The sequence below is a fragment of the Minwuia sp. genome (assembly GCF_048007105.1).
Lineage (GTDB): Bacteria > Pseudomonadota > Alphaproteobacteria > Minwuiales > Minwuiaceae > Minwuia.
This window is the reverse complement of the sequence record NZ_CP180352.1, coordinates 456002-471843: the sequence shown is the minus strand read 5'-3', so window position 1 is coordinate 471843 and position 15842 is coordinate 456002. Positions and strand designations below refer to the sequence as shown.

The 15842-nt window shown below is 67.6% G+C and carries 16 protein-coding genes; 10 read left to right on the top strand and 6 right to left on the bottom strand.

What is annotated here, in order from left to right; translation table 11 throughout:
- Positions 1-29: 29 nt before the first annotated feature.
- Entirely contained in the window at positions 30-644 is a 615-nt protein-coding gene (gene gmk, locus ACMVY4_RS02285; RefSeq protein WP_416900239.1) for a guanylate kinase, read from the top strand.
- Here the strand turns inward: gmk and rsmA are convergent.
- The 4 genes from rsmA to ACMVY4_RS02265 form a co-directional block, all read right to left on the bottom strand.
- Positions 629-1456 (bottom strand): 16S rRNA (adenine(1518)-N(6)/adenine(1519)-N(6))-dimethyltransferase RsmA, encoded by an 828-nt coding sequence (gene rsmA / locus ACMVY4_RS02280; protein WP_416898587.1) that lies wholly within the window; start codon positions 1454-1456, stop codon positions 629-631. The two genes, gmk and rsmA, sit on opposite strands and share 16 nt — an antisense overlap.
- Complete coding sequence (gene pdxA, locus ACMVY4_RS02275; RefSeq protein ID WP_416898586.1) at positions 1453-2445, bottom strand: 4-hydroxythreonine-4-phosphate dehydrogenase PdxA; 993 nt, start codon at positions 2443-2445, stop codon at positions 1453-1455. The genes rsmA and pdxA overlap by 4 nt, the downstream gene beginning before the upstream one ends.
- A gap of 13 nt (positions 2446-2458) precedes the next feature.
- Positions 2459-3736, bottom strand: a complete 1278-nt coding sequence (locus ACMVY4_RS02270) for a peptidylprolyl isomerase (protein ID WP_416898585.1) — start codon at positions 3734-3736, stop codon at positions 2459-2461.
- A gap of 65 nt (positions 3737-3801) precedes the next feature.
- Positions 3802-4578 (bottom strand): HpcH/HpaI aldolase family protein, encoded by a 777-nt coding sequence (locus ACMVY4_RS02265; protein ID WP_416898584.1) that lies wholly within the window; start codon positions 4576-4578, stop codon positions 3802-3804.
- A 129-nt stretch (positions 4579-4707) separates the two neighbouring features.
- Between ACMVY4_RS02265 and ACMVY4_RS02260 the strand changes: the two genes are divergently transcribed.
- From ACMVY4_RS02260 to ACMVY4_RS02230, 7 genes are all read left to right on the top strand, one after another.
- Complete coding sequence (locus tag ACMVY4_RS02260) at positions 4708-6291, top strand: ABC transporter substrate-binding protein (protein ID WP_416898583.1); 1584 nt, start codon at positions 4708-4710, stop codon at positions 6289-6291.
- 117 nt (positions 6292-6408) lie between these two features.
- Complete coding sequence (locus ACMVY4_RS02255) at positions 6409-7392, top strand: ABC transporter permease (RefSeq protein WP_416898582.1); 984 nt, start codon at positions 6409-6411, stop codon at positions 7390-7392.
- A complete protein-coding gene (locus ACMVY4_RS02250; RefSeq protein WP_416898581.1) occupies positions 7392-8264 on the top strand; it encodes an ABC transporter permease in 873 nt (290 codons plus the stop codon). The genes ACMVY4_RS02255 and ACMVY4_RS02250 overlap by 1 nt, the downstream gene beginning before the upstream one ends.
- Positions 8264-8602, top strand: a complete 339-nt coding sequence (cutA, locus tag ACMVY4_RS02245) for a divalent-cation tolerance protein CutA (RefSeq protein WP_416898580.1) — start codon at positions 8264-8266, stop codon at positions 8600-8602. Before ACMVY4_RS02250 ends, cutA begins: the two co-directional genes overlap by 1 nt.
- On the top strand, positions 8599-9588 hold the full coding sequence (locus ACMVY4_RS02240; protein ID WP_416898579.1) for an ABC transporter ATP-binding protein: 990 nt from the start codon (positions 8599-8601) through the stop codon (positions 9586-9588). The genes cutA and ACMVY4_RS02240 overlap by 4 nt, the downstream gene beginning before the upstream one ends.
- Positions 9585-10604: an ABC transporter ATP-binding protein gene (locus tag ACMVY4_RS02235; RefSeq protein ID WP_416898578.1), complete on the top strand. Its 1020-nt coding sequence runs from the start codon at positions 9585-9587 to the stop codon at positions 10602-10604. The genes ACMVY4_RS02240 and ACMVY4_RS02235 overlap by 4 nt, the downstream gene beginning before the upstream one ends.
- A 137-nt stretch (positions 10605-10741) precedes the next feature.
- The gene (locus ACMVY4_RS02230) at positions 10742-11176 is read left to right on the top strand and encodes a hypothetical protein (RefSeq protein ID WP_416898577.1); all 435 of its coding nucleotides are present in this window, start codon (positions 10742-10744) and stop codon (positions 11174-11176) included.
- On the opposite strand, the gene ACMVY4_RS02225 is transcribed toward ACMVY4_RS02230, so the two are convergent.
- Positions 11173-11694: a PAS domain-containing protein gene (locus ACMVY4_RS02225; protein ID WP_416898576.1), complete on the bottom strand. Its 522-nt coding sequence runs from the start codon at positions 11692-11694 to the stop codon at positions 11173-11175. The genes ACMVY4_RS02230 and ACMVY4_RS02225 overlap by 4 nt on opposite strands.
- 224 nt (positions 11695-11918) lie before the next feature.
- Between ACMVY4_RS02225 and ACMVY4_RS02220 the strand changes: the two genes are divergently transcribed.
- A complete protein-coding gene (locus ACMVY4_RS02220) occupies positions 11919-12899 on the top strand; it encodes an ABC transporter substrate-binding protein (RefSeq protein WP_416898575.1) in 981 nt (326 codons plus the stop codon).
- Positions 12896-14611 (top strand): ABC transporter permease, encoded by a 1716-nt coding sequence (locus ACMVY4_RS02215; protein WP_416898574.1) that lies wholly within the window; start codon positions 12896-12898, stop codon positions 14609-14611. Before ACMVY4_RS02220 ends, ACMVY4_RS02215 begins: the two co-directional genes overlap by 4 nt.
- On the opposite strand, the gene ACMVY4_RS02210 is transcribed toward ACMVY4_RS02215, so the two are convergent.
- Positions 14608-15648, bottom strand: coding sequence for an ABC transporter ATP-binding protein (locus tag ACMVY4_RS02210; RefSeq protein ID WP_416898573.1), 1041 nt, complete (start codon positions 15646-15648; stop codon positions 14608-14610). The genes ACMVY4_RS02215 and ACMVY4_RS02210 overlap by 4 nt on opposite strands.
- Positions 15649-15842: the final 194 nt, after the last annotated feature.

Below are 15842 nucleotides of genomic sequence, written 5' to 3'. Positions count from 1 at the left end.
CGGCTGGCGCGGTCCGCCGGCGCGGTCTGATGCTGGTGCTGTCCTCGCCCTCGGGTGCGGGAAAGACCACGATTTCCCGGCGGCTGCTGGCCGAGGAAACCGACCTGCAGATGTCCGTTTCGGTGACCACACGGCCGCAGCGCAAGGGTGAGGAAGAGGGCGTCGATTACTATTTTGTCGACCGCGCCCGGTTCGACGAGATGGTGGCGCATGGCGAGCTGCTGGAGCACGCAACCGTCTTCGACAACAGCTACGGGACCCCTGCCGGACCGGTCGAGAAGGCGCTGACCGCAGGCCGTGACGTGCTGTTCGACGTCGACTGGCAGGGCGCGCAGCAGATGCGCGGGAAGATGGAGACCGACATCGTCAGCGTCTTCATCCTGCCCCCCAGCATGGCGGAACTGGAGCGGCGGCTCCGCACACGCGGCCGCGACCCGGAGGACGTCATCGCGCGGCGCATGTCCAAGGCCGCCGGGGAGATCAGCCATTATGACGGCTACGACTATGTCGTGATCAATCACGAGGTCGAGGCCTGCCTGGACGAGGTCCGCAACATCCTCCATGCGGAACGGAACCGGCGGAAGCGCATGCCGTGGCTGGTCGAGTTCGTCGCCGGACTGGTCGATCCCTACCGCAACGCCTGAAAGGCCCGCGCCAGGGCGCAGAATTCCTTGATCGACAGCGTCTCGGCCCGGCGGGTCGGGTCTATACCGGCTGCATCCAGCAAGGCGGATGCGTCGGCGCCGAGTCCCTTCAGGCTCTGACGCAGCATCTTGCGCCGCTGGTTGAAGGCCTGCGCCACCACGCGCGACAGCGCGTCCCCGTCCGCCGGGGCGAGCGGCTCAGGCCGGGGCACCAGATGCACCACGGCGGAAGCGACCTTCGGCGGCGGTGTGAAGGCGCGGGCTGGCAACTCGAACAGCTTCGTGCTCTGCCAGCGCCAGTTCGACATCACCGCCAGCCGTCCGTACTGGCCGCTGCCCGGGGCCGCCACGATCCGGTCGGCGACCTCCTTCTGGAACATCAACGTCATCGAGCCGACATGCTCCGGCTGGGCCAGCCACTTGAACAGCAACGGCGTACCGACATTGTAGGGCAGATTGGCGACAACGGCCGCGCCGGGCCGCACCAGCGCCGTCTCGTCGGCCTCCAGCGCATCACCCTCGACGATTTCCAGGCGACCCGGAAAGGCGGCCTTCACGTCCTGAAGCGCGGCGACGCAGCGGGCGTCACGCTCGACCGCCACCACGCGGTCGGCATCTGATTCCAGCAGCGGCCGCGTCAGTCCGCCGGGGCCGGGGCCGACTTCCAGCACATCCCGGCCGGACAGGTCGCCGGCGGCGCGGACGATCTTGGCGGTCAGGTTGAGATCCAGCAGGAAGTGCTGGCCGAGCCCCTTGCGGGCGTCGAGGCCGTAGGTGCGGATGACCTCGCGCAGCGGCGGCAGATCGCTCAACGCGCACGGTTCCCGGCGATGGCCCCGGCCAGGCGGATTGCCTCGATCAGGCTGTCCGGACGGGCGAGGCCCTTGCCGGCAATGTCGAAGGCGGTGCCGTGGTCCGGCGACGTCCGCACGACGTTCAGGCCCAGCGTCACGTTGACGGTCCGTTCGAAATCCAGCGTCTTCACCGGGATCAGCGCCTGGTCGTGATACATGCAGATGGCTGCGTCATACGCGGCGCGCGCCGTGTCATGGAACATGCTGTCGGCCGGTATGGGACCGGCGACGCTGAGTTCCTCGGCCCGCAGCGCCTCGATGGCGGGGGAGATGATGTCTATTTCCTCGCGCCCGATGGCGCCGCTCTCGCCGGCATGCGGGTTGAGGCCGGAAAAGGCTAGGCGCGGCGTCTCCAGTCCGAAATCGTGCTTGAGCGCCATGGCGGTCAGGCGTCCGACGGCGATCAGTTCCGGCGTCGAAAGGCCCCGGATGGCCTCGGCGAGCGGCACGTGGATGGTCGCCGGCACCACCCTGAGGCGCGGGCCCGCGAGCATCATGATCTGGCGTTCGGCGCCGCACAGCGCGCCGATGAACTCGGTATGGCCCGGATGGCTGAACCCGGCGCCGTAGAGCAGGTGTTTGTTGATCGGATTGGTGACCAGGCCCGCGGCCGCGCCGTCCAGGCAGAGCGCCACCGCCCGTTCGATGGCGGCGATGACCAGGGGAGCGTCAGCGGCATCAGGGGTTCCGGGCGTCCCGGCGATGGCGCCGTCCACGGGCAACACAGGCAGCGCCCGTGCGAAAACGCCCGCGCAGGCTGACGGATCGGAAATCGGCTCCACCGGTGTGTCGATGCCCAGGGTCCTGGCGAGGCGCCGGAGCCGGTGCGGATCGTCGATGGCGAAGAAGGGCGGCAGCGCCTCGGTTTCCCGCGCAGCCCAGGCGGCCAGGGTGATATCCCCGCCGATGCCCGCCGGTTCGCCCATGGTGACGGCGAGCGGTTTCAACGGCCCGGCCCGCCTACCTGTAGTCGACGATGGTGTCGCGCCGCAGGTCGCGGAGATAGCTCAGGGCCCGCTGGTTCAGCTTGCGGCCGACGATCTCGTTCTCGATCCGCGCCCGGTCCAGCGCCGCTTCCTGCGGATCGTCGCGTTCGCAGACGACCAGCAGGTGCATACCCGCAGCGGTCCGGATCGGCGGGCTGACCTCGCCGACCTTCAGCGCGCCCACGGCGTTGCGGAAGCTCTGAGGCAGGTCGCCGATACGAAGCTGCCCCAGATCGGCGGCCTCCACGATCGACAGGCGCTCGGCCAGCGGCTTGACGTCGTCGCAGCTGCTGATCAGGCCGCGCATGTCGGCGGCGACGCTGCCCGCGCGGTTCACGTCGTCCTGTGCTGCGTCGCGTCCCAGCGGGATCAGCAACTGGGACAGGCGCACGGTCACGGCGCCCAGGCTTTCCTCCCCCTGAACGCGGGTCTCCCGGAGACCGATGATCGTGTAGCCGGTCGCCGTGCGGATCGGTTCCGAGACCGAGCCGGAGCGCATCTCCGGCAGCACGGACTCGATCTCCGGTCCCAGGGCATCGGCGCGGACCCAGCCGACATCGCCGCCCTGCGCCGCGGTGGCGCCGGAGGAGAACTGGCGCGCCAGCGCGTCGAAACGGGCGCCCGCGCGGATCTGGCGGACCAGCCGCTCGGCAGCATCGTTTACCGTGCGCTCCGCCGACGGATCGTCGACGGTCAGCAGGATCTCGCTGACGAGATAGACCTTCTCGCCCTGGGCTTCCCGGCGGCGGCGGATGGCCTCGTCGACCTCTTCGTCCGTGACCTGCACGGTCCGGAGAAGCCGGGCAGCCATGAAGCGCTGCCAGGCGAGGCCCGCGAGCACCTGCTGCCGCAGCGCATGTTCGTCCACACCGGCGCGCTTCAACTCGCTCAGCAGCTGCGCGCCGGACAGGCCGTTGCGCTCGGCGATGGAATCGATCTCGTCGTCGATGTCGCTGTTCAGGACCTTCACGCCTGCGTCGCGCGCGGCGATCTTCTGCAATTCCTCGTCGACCAGCTGGCGCAACACCTGGGGCCGGAGGCGTCGCCGCGTTTCGTCGGTGGCCGGAAGCCGGGCGCTGGCGATGACCAGATCCAGCCGCTCCTCCAGATCGTAGGCCGAGATCACCTCGTCATCGACGACGGCCGCAATGCCGAGGACCTGCTGCGCCGAAGCCGCGCCGGCCATGACCAGCGCCAACGCCAACACTGCCAGTAGATGTCTCATCACGCCCTTTGCGAGCCTCCGTAACATTACCGCGCGTGCTCTAGCGCATCGGCCCGGCGGTTCCAACCGGATAGATGCCGCAGGCCGGGGGATTACGCGGACTTGAGCGCCGCGATGCCTGCCGTCAAGCCGTCCTGGATGATCATGGAATCGAACGACCACGATATCATCCGGTATCCGCGGCGCATCAGGTCCCGGCCCCAGTCCAGGCTGCCGGCGACCGTGGCGGCGGTCCGTCCGTGCTTCGCCGCTGCGGCCGCGATGGCGTCGATGCCGGCCTGCAGGTCGGGATTGGACATGTCGCCCGGGCGTCCGAGCGAGATCGAGAGGTCGAGATGGCCGATGTGCAGGATGTCCACGCCTTCCACCGCGGCGATGGCGTCCACGTTCTCCAGACCCTTCGCGGTCTCGATCAGCATGATGTTGAGCGTCCGCGCCTCGGCGGCGGCGATGCCCGCCGCCACATCCAACGTCCGGTAGCTGTCATGGGCGCCGCCGAACAACGCGCCGCGCTCGCCGCGCGGCGGGTAGCGGCTCCAGCTGACCAGTTCCTCGGCCTCCTCGGCGCTTTCCACCATCTGGTACATCAGGCCCATCGCACCGCAGTCGAGCAGGCGTGCGGCGAACTGGTACTGCTTGGCCGGCGGGCGGACCAGCGGCACGACGCCGGCGCCGTGGCAGAGCGCGATCTGCGTCTTCATCTGCACGAAATCGAAGCCGGAATGCTCCATGTCGTAGAACAGGAAGTCGGCGCCGGCGTTCCTCGCGATCTGCGGCAGGCCGGGCGACAGGAATTCGAACATCATGGTGCCGAATGCCGTCTCGCCGCCGGCGAGCCGCGGCTTCAGCGGGTTGGACTGTACGGGCATGCGTATCTCCTCCGTCCGGAAGCCCGCGCCTCAACAATTGCCAAGTCAACTGTCGCTGTGGCTTACTTCCCCCAAAGGGAAGGGAACGTCCGGCTGCTCGGGCCGAACGTGACACAAAGGGAGTCGGTCATGAAGCATTTCGGGACAATCGCGGCAGCGGCGGCGCTGTCGGCCGCGGCCATTTTCGGCGCGCAGGCGGAGGAGCCCAAACAGGGCGGGACGCTGACGCTGCTGACCAGCCAGGTGCCCCGGCACTTCAACCCGGCGGTGCAGTCGGGTACCGCGACCGGCCGTCCCGGAACGCAGATCTTCGCGACGCTGCTCCGCTATGACGAAGGCTGGGAGCCGCAGCCCTATCTGGCCGAAAGCTGGTCCTGGTCCGAAGACGGGCTCGTCATGACGGTCAAGCTGCGCGCCGGCGCGAAGTTCCATGACGGCGAACCCATCACCTCTGAGGATGTGAAGTTCTCCATCCAGACGGTGAAGGAGAACCACCCTTTCAAGACCATGTTCGGCGCCGTCGAGACGGTCGAGACGCCCGACGAGCTGACCGCGGTGATCAAGCTGACCCAGCCGCATCCGGCGCTGGAGCTGGCCATGTCGTCGGCCCTGCTGCCGATCATCCCCGAGCATGTCTATTCGAAGCTGGGCGAGGGTGAGACCGCCAAGAACCATCCGATGAACGCCACCCCGGTGGGCTCCGGACCGTTCAAGTTCAAGGAGTACAAGCAGGGCGAGTACATCATCCTGGAGAAGAACGAGGACTACTTCCTGCCCGGCAAGCCCTATCTGGACCGCATCGTCTACAAGATTGTGCGAGATTCCAGCCAGCGCGTGATCACGATGGAGCAGGGCGAGGCCGACTTCTACACCGAGGTGGAATCGATCAACATCCGACGCCTGGAAGAGGCCGAGAACCTTGTCGTGACCGACACGGGCGGCGAGGCCATCGGCCCGATCACCTGGCTTGCCTTCAACACCAAGAAGGCGCCTTTCGACAATGTGAAGGTCCGGCAGGCCATCGCCTATGCCGTCGACCGCAACTTCATCATCAAGGCGCTGCAGCGCGGCGTCTCGAAGCCGGCGACGGGGCCGATCGCGCCCTCCAGCCCGTTCTATTCCGAGAATGTCGAGACCTACGACGTCGATCTGGACAAGGCCAACGCGCTGCTGGACGAAGCCGGCCTCGCGGCAGGCGACGGCGGCATCCGTTTCGCCGCGACGATCGACTACCTGCCGGCCCTGCCCGAGCAGCAGAAGAACATTGCCGAATATCTGAAGCCGCAGCTGAAGAAGATCGGCATCGACCTCACCGTCCGGAACGCGCCCGATTTCCCGACCTGGGCCAAGCGCGTCTCCTCCTGGGACTTCGACATGACGATGGATCTCGTCTTCAACTGGGGCGACCCGGTGATCGGCGTGCACCGCACCTATATCTGCGACAACATCGTGCAGGGTGTAATCTGGTCGAACACGCAGCAGTTCTGCGACGAACGGGTCGATTCCCTGCTCTCCCGCGCGGCGCGCGAGATCGATCTGGATGCGCGCAAGAAGCTCTATGCCGACTTCCAGCGCGTGGTGGCCGAGGAACTGCCGATCTACTGGCTGAACGTGGTGCCCTACACCAATGTCTACTCGAAGAAGCTGGTGAACCCGCCGCTGGGCATCTGGAGCGACATGCACCCGCTGGACAATGTCGGCTTCAGGGAGTGACGCGCCGGCGCGCCTGCCAACCGACACAGCCCCGGCGCATGACCGGGCGATCTGACCGGAACGTAACCGGGATGCCCTGCGGGCGTCCCGGTCCCGGCCTGCTTCACAAGTGAGTCCATGCAGCTTGCCTCGATCCTGATACGGCGCATCCTGAACGCGGTCGGTCTGCTGGCGGCGGTCCTGATCCTCTGCTTCACGCTGATCCACATCGCGCCGGGCGACCCGGCCGAAGTGATTGCGGGCGAGATGGGCGGCGCCACCGAGGAGATGATGGCCGAGATCCGCCGTCTCTACGGTCTCGACCAGCCCTTCCATATCCAGTTGATCGACTATCTGGGCAACGTGCTGCAGGGCAATCTCGGTCACTCCTTCTATTTCGACCGGCCGGTCACGGACCTGATCCTGGAGAAGCTCGGCGCGTCGCTGCTGCTGGTGATCTCGGCGCTGCTGCTGGCCATCTTCGTCGGCACGTTCCTGGGCGTCGTGGCCGCCCGGAAGCCGAATGGCATCCTCAGCCATTGCGTCACCGTGATCGCGCTGATCGGCTATGCGGCGCCCGTGTTCTGGACCGCGATCATCCTGCTGATCGTCTTCGCCAGCGTGATACCGATCTTCCCGGCCTCGGGCGGGATGTACGACATCACCGGCCCCGACGACACGCTCAGCCGCGTGCTGGACATCGCCCATCACATGGTGCTGCCGGTGGTGACGCTGTCGACGATCTATCTCGCCTTCTACAGCCGTCTCGCCCGGGCGAGCATGCTGGACGTGCTGGGTTCCGACTACATCCGGACCGCCCGCGCCAAGGGCCTCGCCGAGGTGGTCGTGGTCTACAAGCACGCGCTGCGCAACGCGGTGCTGCCGGTGGTGACCTTCGCCGGGTTGCAGTTCGCGCAGCTGATGTCCGGCGCGGTGCTGGTGGAGGCCGTCTACAGCTGGCCGGGTCTGGGCACGCTGGCCTTCGAGAGCCTGCTCCGCCGCGATACGCCGACCCTGCTCGGCATTCTCTTCTTCTCGGCGCTGGTGGTCATCATCGCCAACCTGCTGACCGATCTGGCCTATCGTCTGATCGATCCGCGCATCCGGTCCGGAGGCGGCTGATGAGCGTCGAGCAGGACGACATCATCAAGGTGGAGAGCCCGGCCCGCGAGGCCTGGCGGATGTTCATCGGCAACAATTCCGCCATCGCCGGGCTGGTCATCTTCGGACTGGTGATCCTGACCACCTTCATCGGTCCGCTGGTCTACACCGTCGATCCGTTCGAGCTGGTCTGGGCGCCGCTGACGGCGCCGGGCGAAGAGGGATTCCTGCTGGGCACCGACTATCTAGGCCGCGATCTGCTGGCCGGGCTGCTGATCGGCGGGCAAGCGACGCTGGCGGTTGGCGCAGCCGCCGCGGCGCTGACCATCACTATCGGCATCACGGTGGGTGCGCTGGCCGGCTACTACCGCGGCTGGGTCGACGAGGCCCTGATGCGGATCACCGAGTTCTTCCAGGTACTCCCGCCGCTGCTGCTGGCCATGGTGCTGGTGATGTTGTTCCAGCCGTCGCTGACGACCATCGCCTTCGCCATCGGCATCGTCTCCTGGACCAGCGCCGCGCGGCTGACCCGGGCCGAGTTCCTGCGCATCCGGGAGCTGGAATACGTCAAGGCCGCGCGCTCTATCAGCGCCTCGAACGCGCGCATCATCTGGCGGGTGATCCTGCCCAATGCCGCGCCGCCGTTGATCGTCTCTGCGGCGCTGTCTGTCGGTACCGCGATCTTGTTCGAGGCCGGGCTGTCCTTCCTCGGTCTGTCGGACGCCAACGTGATGAGCTGGGGCAAGCTGATCGGCGACAACCGCCCCGTCATCCTGGCGGCGTGGTGGCCGGTGACCTTCCCCGGCATTGCCATCTTCCTGACGGTGCTGGCTGTCAGCCTGATCGGCGACGGCCTGAACGACGCGCTCAATCCGAAGCTCAGGCGGCGGTGATGAACGGCGGGATACTCGATATCTGGATCAACTGCCCGGACCGGGAAACGGCCGGCGCCATCGCCGAAGGGCTGATCGCGCGGCGTCTGGCCGCCTGCGCCAACATCCTGGGTCCTATCGAAAGCGTCTACTACTGGAAGGGCGCAGTCGAGCGGGAGGGCGAGGTGCCGCTGGTCGTGAAAACCCGGGAGAGCCTGTTCGACGCCGCCGCGGCCGAGATCGCGCGGCTGCACCCCTATGAGACGCCGTCGATCATCGGCCTGCCCGTCGCACGGGTGAATTGCGACTACCGCGACTGGGTCATCGCCGAGACCGAAGCGGCGGAGACCGGCTCATGAGCGAGACCCTGCTGTCGGTCGAGAACCTGCGCGTGGAGTTCGACACACGCGACGGCATCGCGCCGGTGATCCAGAACCTGTCCTTCGAGCTGAAGGCCGGCGAGACGCTGGGGATCGTCGGCGAGTCCGGCTGCGGCAAGTCGATGACCGCACTGGCCGTCATGGGGCTGGTGCCGGGGCCGATGGGCCGCATCGCCGGCGGCGCCATCCGGCTGGCCGGGGAAGATCTGGTGAAGGCCGGCGAGCGGCGCATGCGCCAGGTCCGCGGCAACGACATCTCGATGATCTTCCAGGAGCCGATGACCTCGCTGAACCCGGTGTTCACCGTCGGCGACCAGATCGGCGAGACCGTGCGGGTGCATCAGGGGCTGAGCAAGCGCGAGGCGTTCGGACGGGCCATCGAGATGCTGCGCGCCGTCGGCATTCCGGCGCCCGAGCGCCGCGCCGGTGAATATCCTCACCAGCTCTCCGGCGGCATGCGCCAGCGGGTGATGATCGCGATGGCGCTGGCCTGCCGGCCGCGCGTACTGATCGCCGACGAGCCGACCACGGCGCTGGACGTGACGGTTCAGGCGCAGATCTTCGACCTGCTGCAGGACCTGCAGCGGGAAACCGGCACCGCCATCATTCTGATCACCCACGACATGGGTGCGATCGCCGAGATGGCCGAGCGGGTGATCGTCATGTATGCGGGCCGCAAGGTCGAGGATGGGCCGGTCGGCGAGATCCTCAGCCGGCCGCTGCATCCCTACACACGGGGCCTGATCAGCTGCGTCCCGCATCTGGCCGCCGAACCGTCGGCCGAACGCCACGACCTGGTGGAAATCCCGGGCGTGGTGCCGGGCCTGACGCAGCTGGGCCGCGACGGCTGCCCGTTCGCGCCCCGCTGCGCCGAGCGCCTCGACGCCTGCACGGACATGCCCGCCGAAAGCGGGGGCGCGGAGCATCGCGTCTCCTGCTGGGCCGCGCCGGGAGCCGCCGCATGAGCGAGCTTCTGCTGCAGGTCCGTGATCTGAAGGTTCATTTCCGTGGCCGCCGGCAGGGCATGTTCGGCGAGCACTCGACCGTGCACGCCGTCGACGGCGTCTCCTTCGACGTGAAGCGCGGCACCACCTTCGGACTGGTCGGCGAGAGCGGTTCGGGCAAGACCACGACGGCGCTGGCCGTGATGCGGCTTGTCGAGGCGACCGGCGGGACCATCGCGCTGGGCGATGACGAGGTGCTGAGCATGCAGGGCGAGGCGTTGCGGAAACTGCGCCGGCGCATGCAGATCATCTTCCAGGACCCGTATTCGTCGCTGAACCCGAGGGTCCGGGCCGGGGCCATCGTGCGCGAACCGCTGGATCTGCTGGAAGTCGGCGAGCCGGGCGATCGCGACCGCCGGGAGGCCGAGCTGTTCCGCCTCGTCGGCCTCAGGCCCGAGCAGCGGGCACTGTTCCCGCACCAGTTCTCCGGCGGACAGCGCCAGCGCATCGGCATCGCGCGGGCGCTGGCGACCCAGCCCGATCTGGTGGTCTGCGACGAACCGGTTTCGGCACTGGACGTCGCCATCCAGGCGCAGATCCTGAACCTGCTGCGGCGGCTGCAGGCCGAGTTCGGCCTCACCTACCTGTTCATCAGCCACGACCTCGGAGTCGTGCAGCACATGTGCGACGAGATCGCGGTGATGTATCTGGGCCAGATCGTCGAGCTGGCCGACCGGGTCTCGCTGTTCAGGACCCCGCTGCACCCCTACTCCTGGGCGCTGCTTTCGGCGGTGCCGTCGGCCGATCCGGCCATCGCCCGGGGCAAGAAGCGGGTCCGGCTGCAGGGCGACCCGCCCAGCCCGATCGACCCGCCGAAAGGTTGCCGCTTCGCCGGCCGCTGCCCCTTCGCCGAACCGCGCTGCAGCGAGAGCGACCCCGTGCTGCGCGAGATCCGTCCCGGCCACCGCGTCGCCTGTCACCTCGTCGGCGAGGACGGCTCCGCCCCGCACCTCACCGCACCGCAGGCGGCGGAATGAGAAATGCGCCGGCCTCACTTCCCTCCCCCTTGAGGGGGGAGGGTCAGGGTGGGGGTGAGAACCGCCTGCGCCGAAGGTCTTCGGATCAGGTCCGAAGGTGGAAGAGTGTGGCTGCGTCTGCCCTGGCCTTGCTCCTCATGATCTTTTTGCCCCTCACCGCGCAGGCCGGCTGGCGCTTTGCGGAATGGGGCATGTCGAAGGACGAACTGATCGCCGCCTCGAACGGCGAGGCCGGTCCGCACTACGAGCAGAACCGGGAAAGCTGGGGCGAGTATCCGGCGGCAAAGAGCGAGGCCCACGAGATGGGCCACAAGTTCGAGGCCTGGTACTACATCGATCCCTATGACGGGCTCTACGCCATCCGGCTGGTGCCGCAGGGCCTCTACTGGTGCATCGATATCCGCGACCGGGCGATGCAGCGCTGGGGCTACCGGGACCTGCGCCACGAGGACGGCGATCCGGTCTGGAAGATGCCCGAGACCAACAACCGGGTGTCCATCATCGGCTTCCGGGGCTGTACGGTGAAGCTGGAGCCGCTGGACCCCGAAAAGATCGCCCGCGGGACCCGCTAGGCCCGCCAGTCCAGAACCGGTTCGATCTCGTGGCTGTAGCCGCTCAGCCAGGCGCTGCCGTCCAGCGTGTCGAGGCCGGCCATGATGATGTTCACAGGCCCGCCCGGCGGCGCGAAGGGCAGGAAGACGTGCTCGGCGACCATCCAGTCGCGGTCGACGAAGTGCACCGTCCCCAGCGTCGCGAGCGGTTCCGCGGATTCCGCGCAACGCCGGTAGTGCCAGGTCATGGCTTCCAGCCGGTCGCCATAAAGGTCCTCGTCGAGCATCCGGCCGGTGGCGTCCCGTCCGGCGATCCCGGTGACGAAGGTGCCGATCAGCCGGAACCGGAAGCGCAGCGGGTCGGGCAGGCACTCGACCACGATCAGGTGCGGCAGCAGCTTGCGCACGTCAGCTGGGCTGAAGCTGCGCCATTCCGGCAATCCACCGTCGGGTTTCAGCGACAGCCAGTGATCGCACAGGTGACGGTTCACGTCGCTGCGCATCGGCATGTCGGATTCCGGGTGGGTGAGATGAATCATCGATACCGGCTGCCCTGTTCCTCCGGTCCTGCGAAGGATCATGCCGTCCGGCAGGTTCCCGCGCCAATTTCGGATCATTCTACGTCAGTCCTTAAAGTCCGGTTTAGCCGGTGACCCGACCGGCGGGTGTCATCTTGCCGTCATCGTCCTGAAGCCGCATTGTCACATCGGACACCTAAGTCTGCCGCGCGCTGCGAACGCGCAGCAGAAAGCAGGAGATTACGATGAAGAAACTCATTTTCGCCGCCATCGCTGCGGCCGGTCTGGCCACGGCGGCCCAGGCCCAGGACGTGTCCGGCAAGCTGGTGCTCTACACCTCCCAGCCGAACCAGGACGCCCAGCAGACCGTCGACGCCTTCAAGGCGAAGTACCCGTCTGTCGAGGTCGAATGGGTCCGCGACGGCACCACCAAGATCATGGCCAAGCTCCGCGCGGAGTTCGAGGCCGGCGCGCCGCAGCCTGACGTGCTGCTGATCGCCGATACGGTGACCATGGAGGACCTGAAGCAGGAAGGCCGGCTGATGGCGCATTCCGGCGCCGACGTCTCGGCCTACGATCCGTCCCTGATGGATCCCGGCAAGCACTACTTCTCCACCAAGCTGATCACCACCGGCATCGTCTACAACACCGCCGCCCCGATGAAGCCGACATCCTACAAGGATCTGCTGAAGCCGGAAGCGAAGGACAAGATCGCCATGCCATCGCCGCTGACGTCGGGCGCGGCGACCATCCACATGGCCGCGCTGACCGCGAACCCGGATCTCGGCTGGGAATTCTACCAGGGCCTGGCCGATCAGGGCGCCAACCCCAAGGGCGGCAATGGCGGCACTTACAAAGCCGTCGCCGGCGGCGAGAAGCTCTATGGCTTCGTCGTCGACTTCCTGCCGATCCGCAACAAGCTGGAAGGTGCGCCGGTCGAGTTCGTGTTCCCGGCCGAGGGCGTCTCCGCCGTGACCGAGCCGGTGGCGATCCTGTCCACCGCGCAGAACCCGGCTGCCGCCAAGGCATTTGTCGACTTCCTGCTGTCTCCGGAAGGCCAGACGCTCGCCGCATCCCAGGGCTATCTCGCCGCCCATCCGGACATCGCGCCGCCGGCCGGCTTCCCCGCCCGCAGCGAGATCAAGCTGATGGCCTTCGATCCGGCGAAGGCGCTGAAGGATGACACCGCGAACAAGATGAAGTTCGAGGAGATCTTCGGCGGTTGACGCCAGCGTCGCTCAGACTGAAAGGGAACGGCGAAGGGCTCACCTTCGCCGTTCTTTTTTGCGCCGCGCTGGCGCTGCTCGGCCTGCCGCTCGGCCTGCTCGCCCTGGTGGGCGTCGCGCCGGAGGGTGCGCTTTCGCTCGGGCCGCTGATCGAAGCCCTGGAGAGCCGGTCGGTCCAGCGGGCGCTGATCAACAGCCTCGATTCCAGTTTCTTTTCCGCGCTGTTCGCGACGGTCGCCGGCGCCGGGCTGGCGGTGCTGGTCGGGCTGACCGACGTCCGGGCCAAAGGGCCCTACGTCTTTCTGATCCTGCTGCCGATGATGATCCCGCCTCATGTCACGGCGATCGCCTGGATCCAGGCGCTGGGTCCGGCGAGCCCCCTGCTGCAGTGGATGGGGCTGGCGCCGGAGATCGGGACCACGCATCCGCTCTATTCGCGCGAGGGCGTGATCGGGCTGCTGGCGTTGCAGCACGCGCCCATCGCCTTCCTTGTGATGCGCGCGGCGCTGAGAAACCTGCCCGGCGAACTGAGCGACGCCGCGCGGGTCTTCGGTGCGCGTCCGCTGCGGATGCTGGCAAGGGTGGTGCTGCCGCTGATGCTGCCCAACCTCATCGCCGCCTTTGCGCTCGCCTTCGTGTCGGCCATGGGGAATTTCGGCATCCCGGCGCTGCTGGGCATTCCGGCCCGCTACACGACCATGCCGGTGCTGATCTGGCGTCGTCTGGCCAGCTACGGGCCGGAGATCCTGACCAACGTCGCGATCATCGCCGTGATCATCGGCGCTGTCGCCGTGCTGGCCGTCGCCATCCAGACCGTTCTACAGCGCCGCGCCGATACTGCCCTGATCGGCCTGCCGCAGCGGCCGCTCGCCCTGCGCCTCGGCAGGGCGCGGCCCGCCGTCGAGGCGGTGATGTGGCTGGTGATCGCGGCGGTGCTCGTGCTGCCGGCGCTGTCGCTGCTGGCGACGGCGCTGTCGCCGACCTACGGTGTCCGGCTCTCAGCGGAGACGGTGACGTTGAAGAACTTCTCCGAGATCCTCATCAACCAGACGGTCACCCTGCGCGCCTTCGCCAACTCGACCCTGACGGCCGGGGCGGCGGCGCTGGCCCTCGCCGCGCTCTCCGTCGGCCTGGGCTATTTCATGGCGCGCGGACGGCGGTATCAGGCCCGGGGCGCACGGCTGATCGGCGGGCTGGCCGATATTTCCTACGCCGTGCCCGGGCTGGTGATCTCCATCGCCTGCATCCTCGCCTTCATCCGGCCGCTGCCGCTGCTCGGCGTCAGCCTCTACAACACGCTCTGGATCATCCTGTTCGCCTATCTGGTCGCCTTCATGTCCATCGCCCTGAAGCCGGTGCAGGCAGCGTTCCGGCAGATGGACGCCAGCCTGGACGATGCCGCGCGGGTCAGCGGGGCGCGGTTCGGGCGGCGGATGCTGAGGATCTTCGTGCCGCTGTCCGCGCCGGCCGCGGCCTCGGGCGCGATCCTGGTGTTCCTGACCGCCTACAACGAGGTGACGGTCTCGGCGCTGCTCTGGTCGACGGGTAGCGAGACTATCGGCACCACCATCTTCAACTATGAGGACGGGGGCTACACGACGCTGGCCGCGGCGATGGCGGCGGTCACCGTGGTCGCGACCGTAGGACTGATGCTGCTGCTCGATTTCGCCGGCCGGCGCGCGCCGGCAGGCGTCGTGCCCTGGCGGGACTAGCGGGGCAGCACCCAGCCCTGTCCGGGGTGGAGCTTCAGGATCTCGCCCTCCGAGACGGGCCGCCCCGAGCGGTAGATCCAGGCACCCGACCCGGATGGCAAGGATGACTGGCACTCCCAGACGCCTCCGCGATAGCTCACGGCCGTCACGGTGCACTCGATACCCCGATCAGGGTCTTCAGAAAGCCATTCGGGCCGGATCAGCACCTGAACCGGGCCGGAAGTAACGTCATCAATGCAATCGAGGTCCAGCTCCAGCCCGGCGATCCGGGCACTGGCGCGGCCGTCTCCGGCAGCGGTCACCTCGCCCTGCACGATTCCGCCCGAGCCGATGAAGCCCGCGACGAAGGCGCTGGCGGGGCGGGCATAGACCTCGTGCGGGGCAGCCACCTGTTCGAAGCGGCCGTCGCGCATGACTGCGATCCGGTCGGCCAGCGCCATCGCCTCGCGCTGGTCGTGAGTGATGTAGAGCGTGGTGGCCCCCGACTGGCGGTGAAAGGATTTCAGTTCGTGCTCCATCGCGCCGCGCAGATGCGGGTCCAGATTGGCCAGCGGTTCGTCCATCAGGATCGTGCGCGCGCCGCTGGCAAGGCAACGCGCCAGCGCCACACGCTGCCGCTGTCCGCCTGACAGTTCAGCCGGCCGCCGCGCGGCATAGGCCGTGAGCTCGACCGTTCCCAGATGCTCCAGCGCGTCGCGTTCAGCCTCGCGGCGGCCGCTGGCCGATTCGATCGGGAAGGCGACGTTCCGGGTCACCGTCATGTGCGGCCAGAGGGCGTAGGACTGGAAGACGACGCCGACCTGCCGGTCTTCCGGCGCCAGGTGCAGGTCCGGACCGGCGACCGCGTGGCCGTCCAGGGCGACGCTGCCGTTGTCCAGCGTCTCCAGCCCCGCAATCAGGCGCAGCAGCGTGGACTTGCCGCAGCCCGAAGGCCCCAGAACCACGAAGAACTCGCCGCGCGCAACCTCGGCGGAGAGGCCGTCCACAGCGGTTTCCGCGCCGAAGGACTTGGAGACATCGGTCAGGCTGATGGACATGGGCGGAACCTGTCCCGGAAATATGACAGTCGCGTTGCAGCCCTGAAGCGCAATCGTTCTGCCCGAAGATCGGGCATAATGGCCCAGTCTGATGAATTTGTGTGCAGCATTTGGCGTCCATTTTTCCGTGGCCGGCGCAACGGCTTGAAATACAGCCATTTTCGGTCTCAAGGCGACAGGCATTTGCTGGCACA

What these genes read in the sequence shown, in the direction of transcription:
- gmk (WP_416900239.1), top strand. Translation starts at nt 30, where the DNA reads ATGCTGGTGCTGTCCTCGCCCTCGGGTGCGGGAAAGACCACGATTTCC.
- ACMVY4_RS02270 (WP_416898585.1), bottom strand. Translation starts at nt 3,736, where the DNA reads ATGTTACGGAGGCTCGCAAAGGGCGTGATGAGACATCTACTGGCAGTG.
- ACMVY4_RS02265 (WP_416898584.1), bottom strand. Translation starts at nt 4,578, where the DNA reads ATGCCCGTACAGTCCAACCCGCTGAAGCCGCGGCTCGCCGGCGGCGAG.
- ACMVY4_RS02260 (WP_416898583.1), top strand. Translation starts at nt 4,708, where the DNA reads ATGAAGCATTTCGGGACAATCGCGGCAGCGGCGGCGCTGTCGGCCGCG.
- ACMVY4_RS02255 (WP_416898582.1), top strand. Translation starts at nt 6,409, where the DNA reads ATGCAGCTTGCCTCGATCCTGATACGGCGCATCCTGAACGCGGTCGGT.
- ACMVY4_RS02250 (WP_416898581.1), top strand. Translation starts at nt 7,392, where the DNA reads ATGAGCGTCGAGCAGGACGACATCATCAAGGTGGAGAGCCCGGCCCGC.
- cutA (WP_416898580.1), top strand. Translation starts at nt 8,264, where the DNA reads ATGAACGGCGGGATACTCGATATCTGGATCAACTGCCCGGACCGGGAA.
- ACMVY4_RS02240 (WP_416898579.1), top strand. Translation starts at nt 8,599, where the DNA reads ATGAGCGAGACCCTGCTGTCGGTCGAGAACCTGCGCGTGGAGTTCGAC.
- ACMVY4_RS02235 (WP_416898578.1), top strand. Translation starts at nt 9,585, where the DNA reads ATGAGCGAGCTTCTGCTGCAGGTCCGTGATCTGAAGGTTCATTTCCGT.
- ACMVY4_RS02230 (WP_416898577.1), top strand. Translation starts at nt 10,742, where the DNA reads ATGATCTTTTTGCCCCTCACCGCGCAGGCCGGCTGGCGCTTTGCGGAA.
- ACMVY4_RS02225 (WP_416898576.1), bottom strand. Translation starts at nt 11,694, where the DNA reads ATGATTCATCTCACCCACCCGGAATCCGACATGCCGATGCGCAGCGAC.
- ACMVY4_RS02220 (WP_416898575.1), top strand. Translation starts at nt 11,919, where the DNA reads ATGAAGAAACTCATTTTCGCCGCCATCGCTGCGGCCGGTCTGGCCACG.
- ACMVY4_RS02210 (WP_416898573.1), bottom strand. Translation starts at nt 15,648, where the DNA reads ATGTCCATCAGCCTGACCGATGTCTCCAAGTCCTTCGGCGCGGAAACC.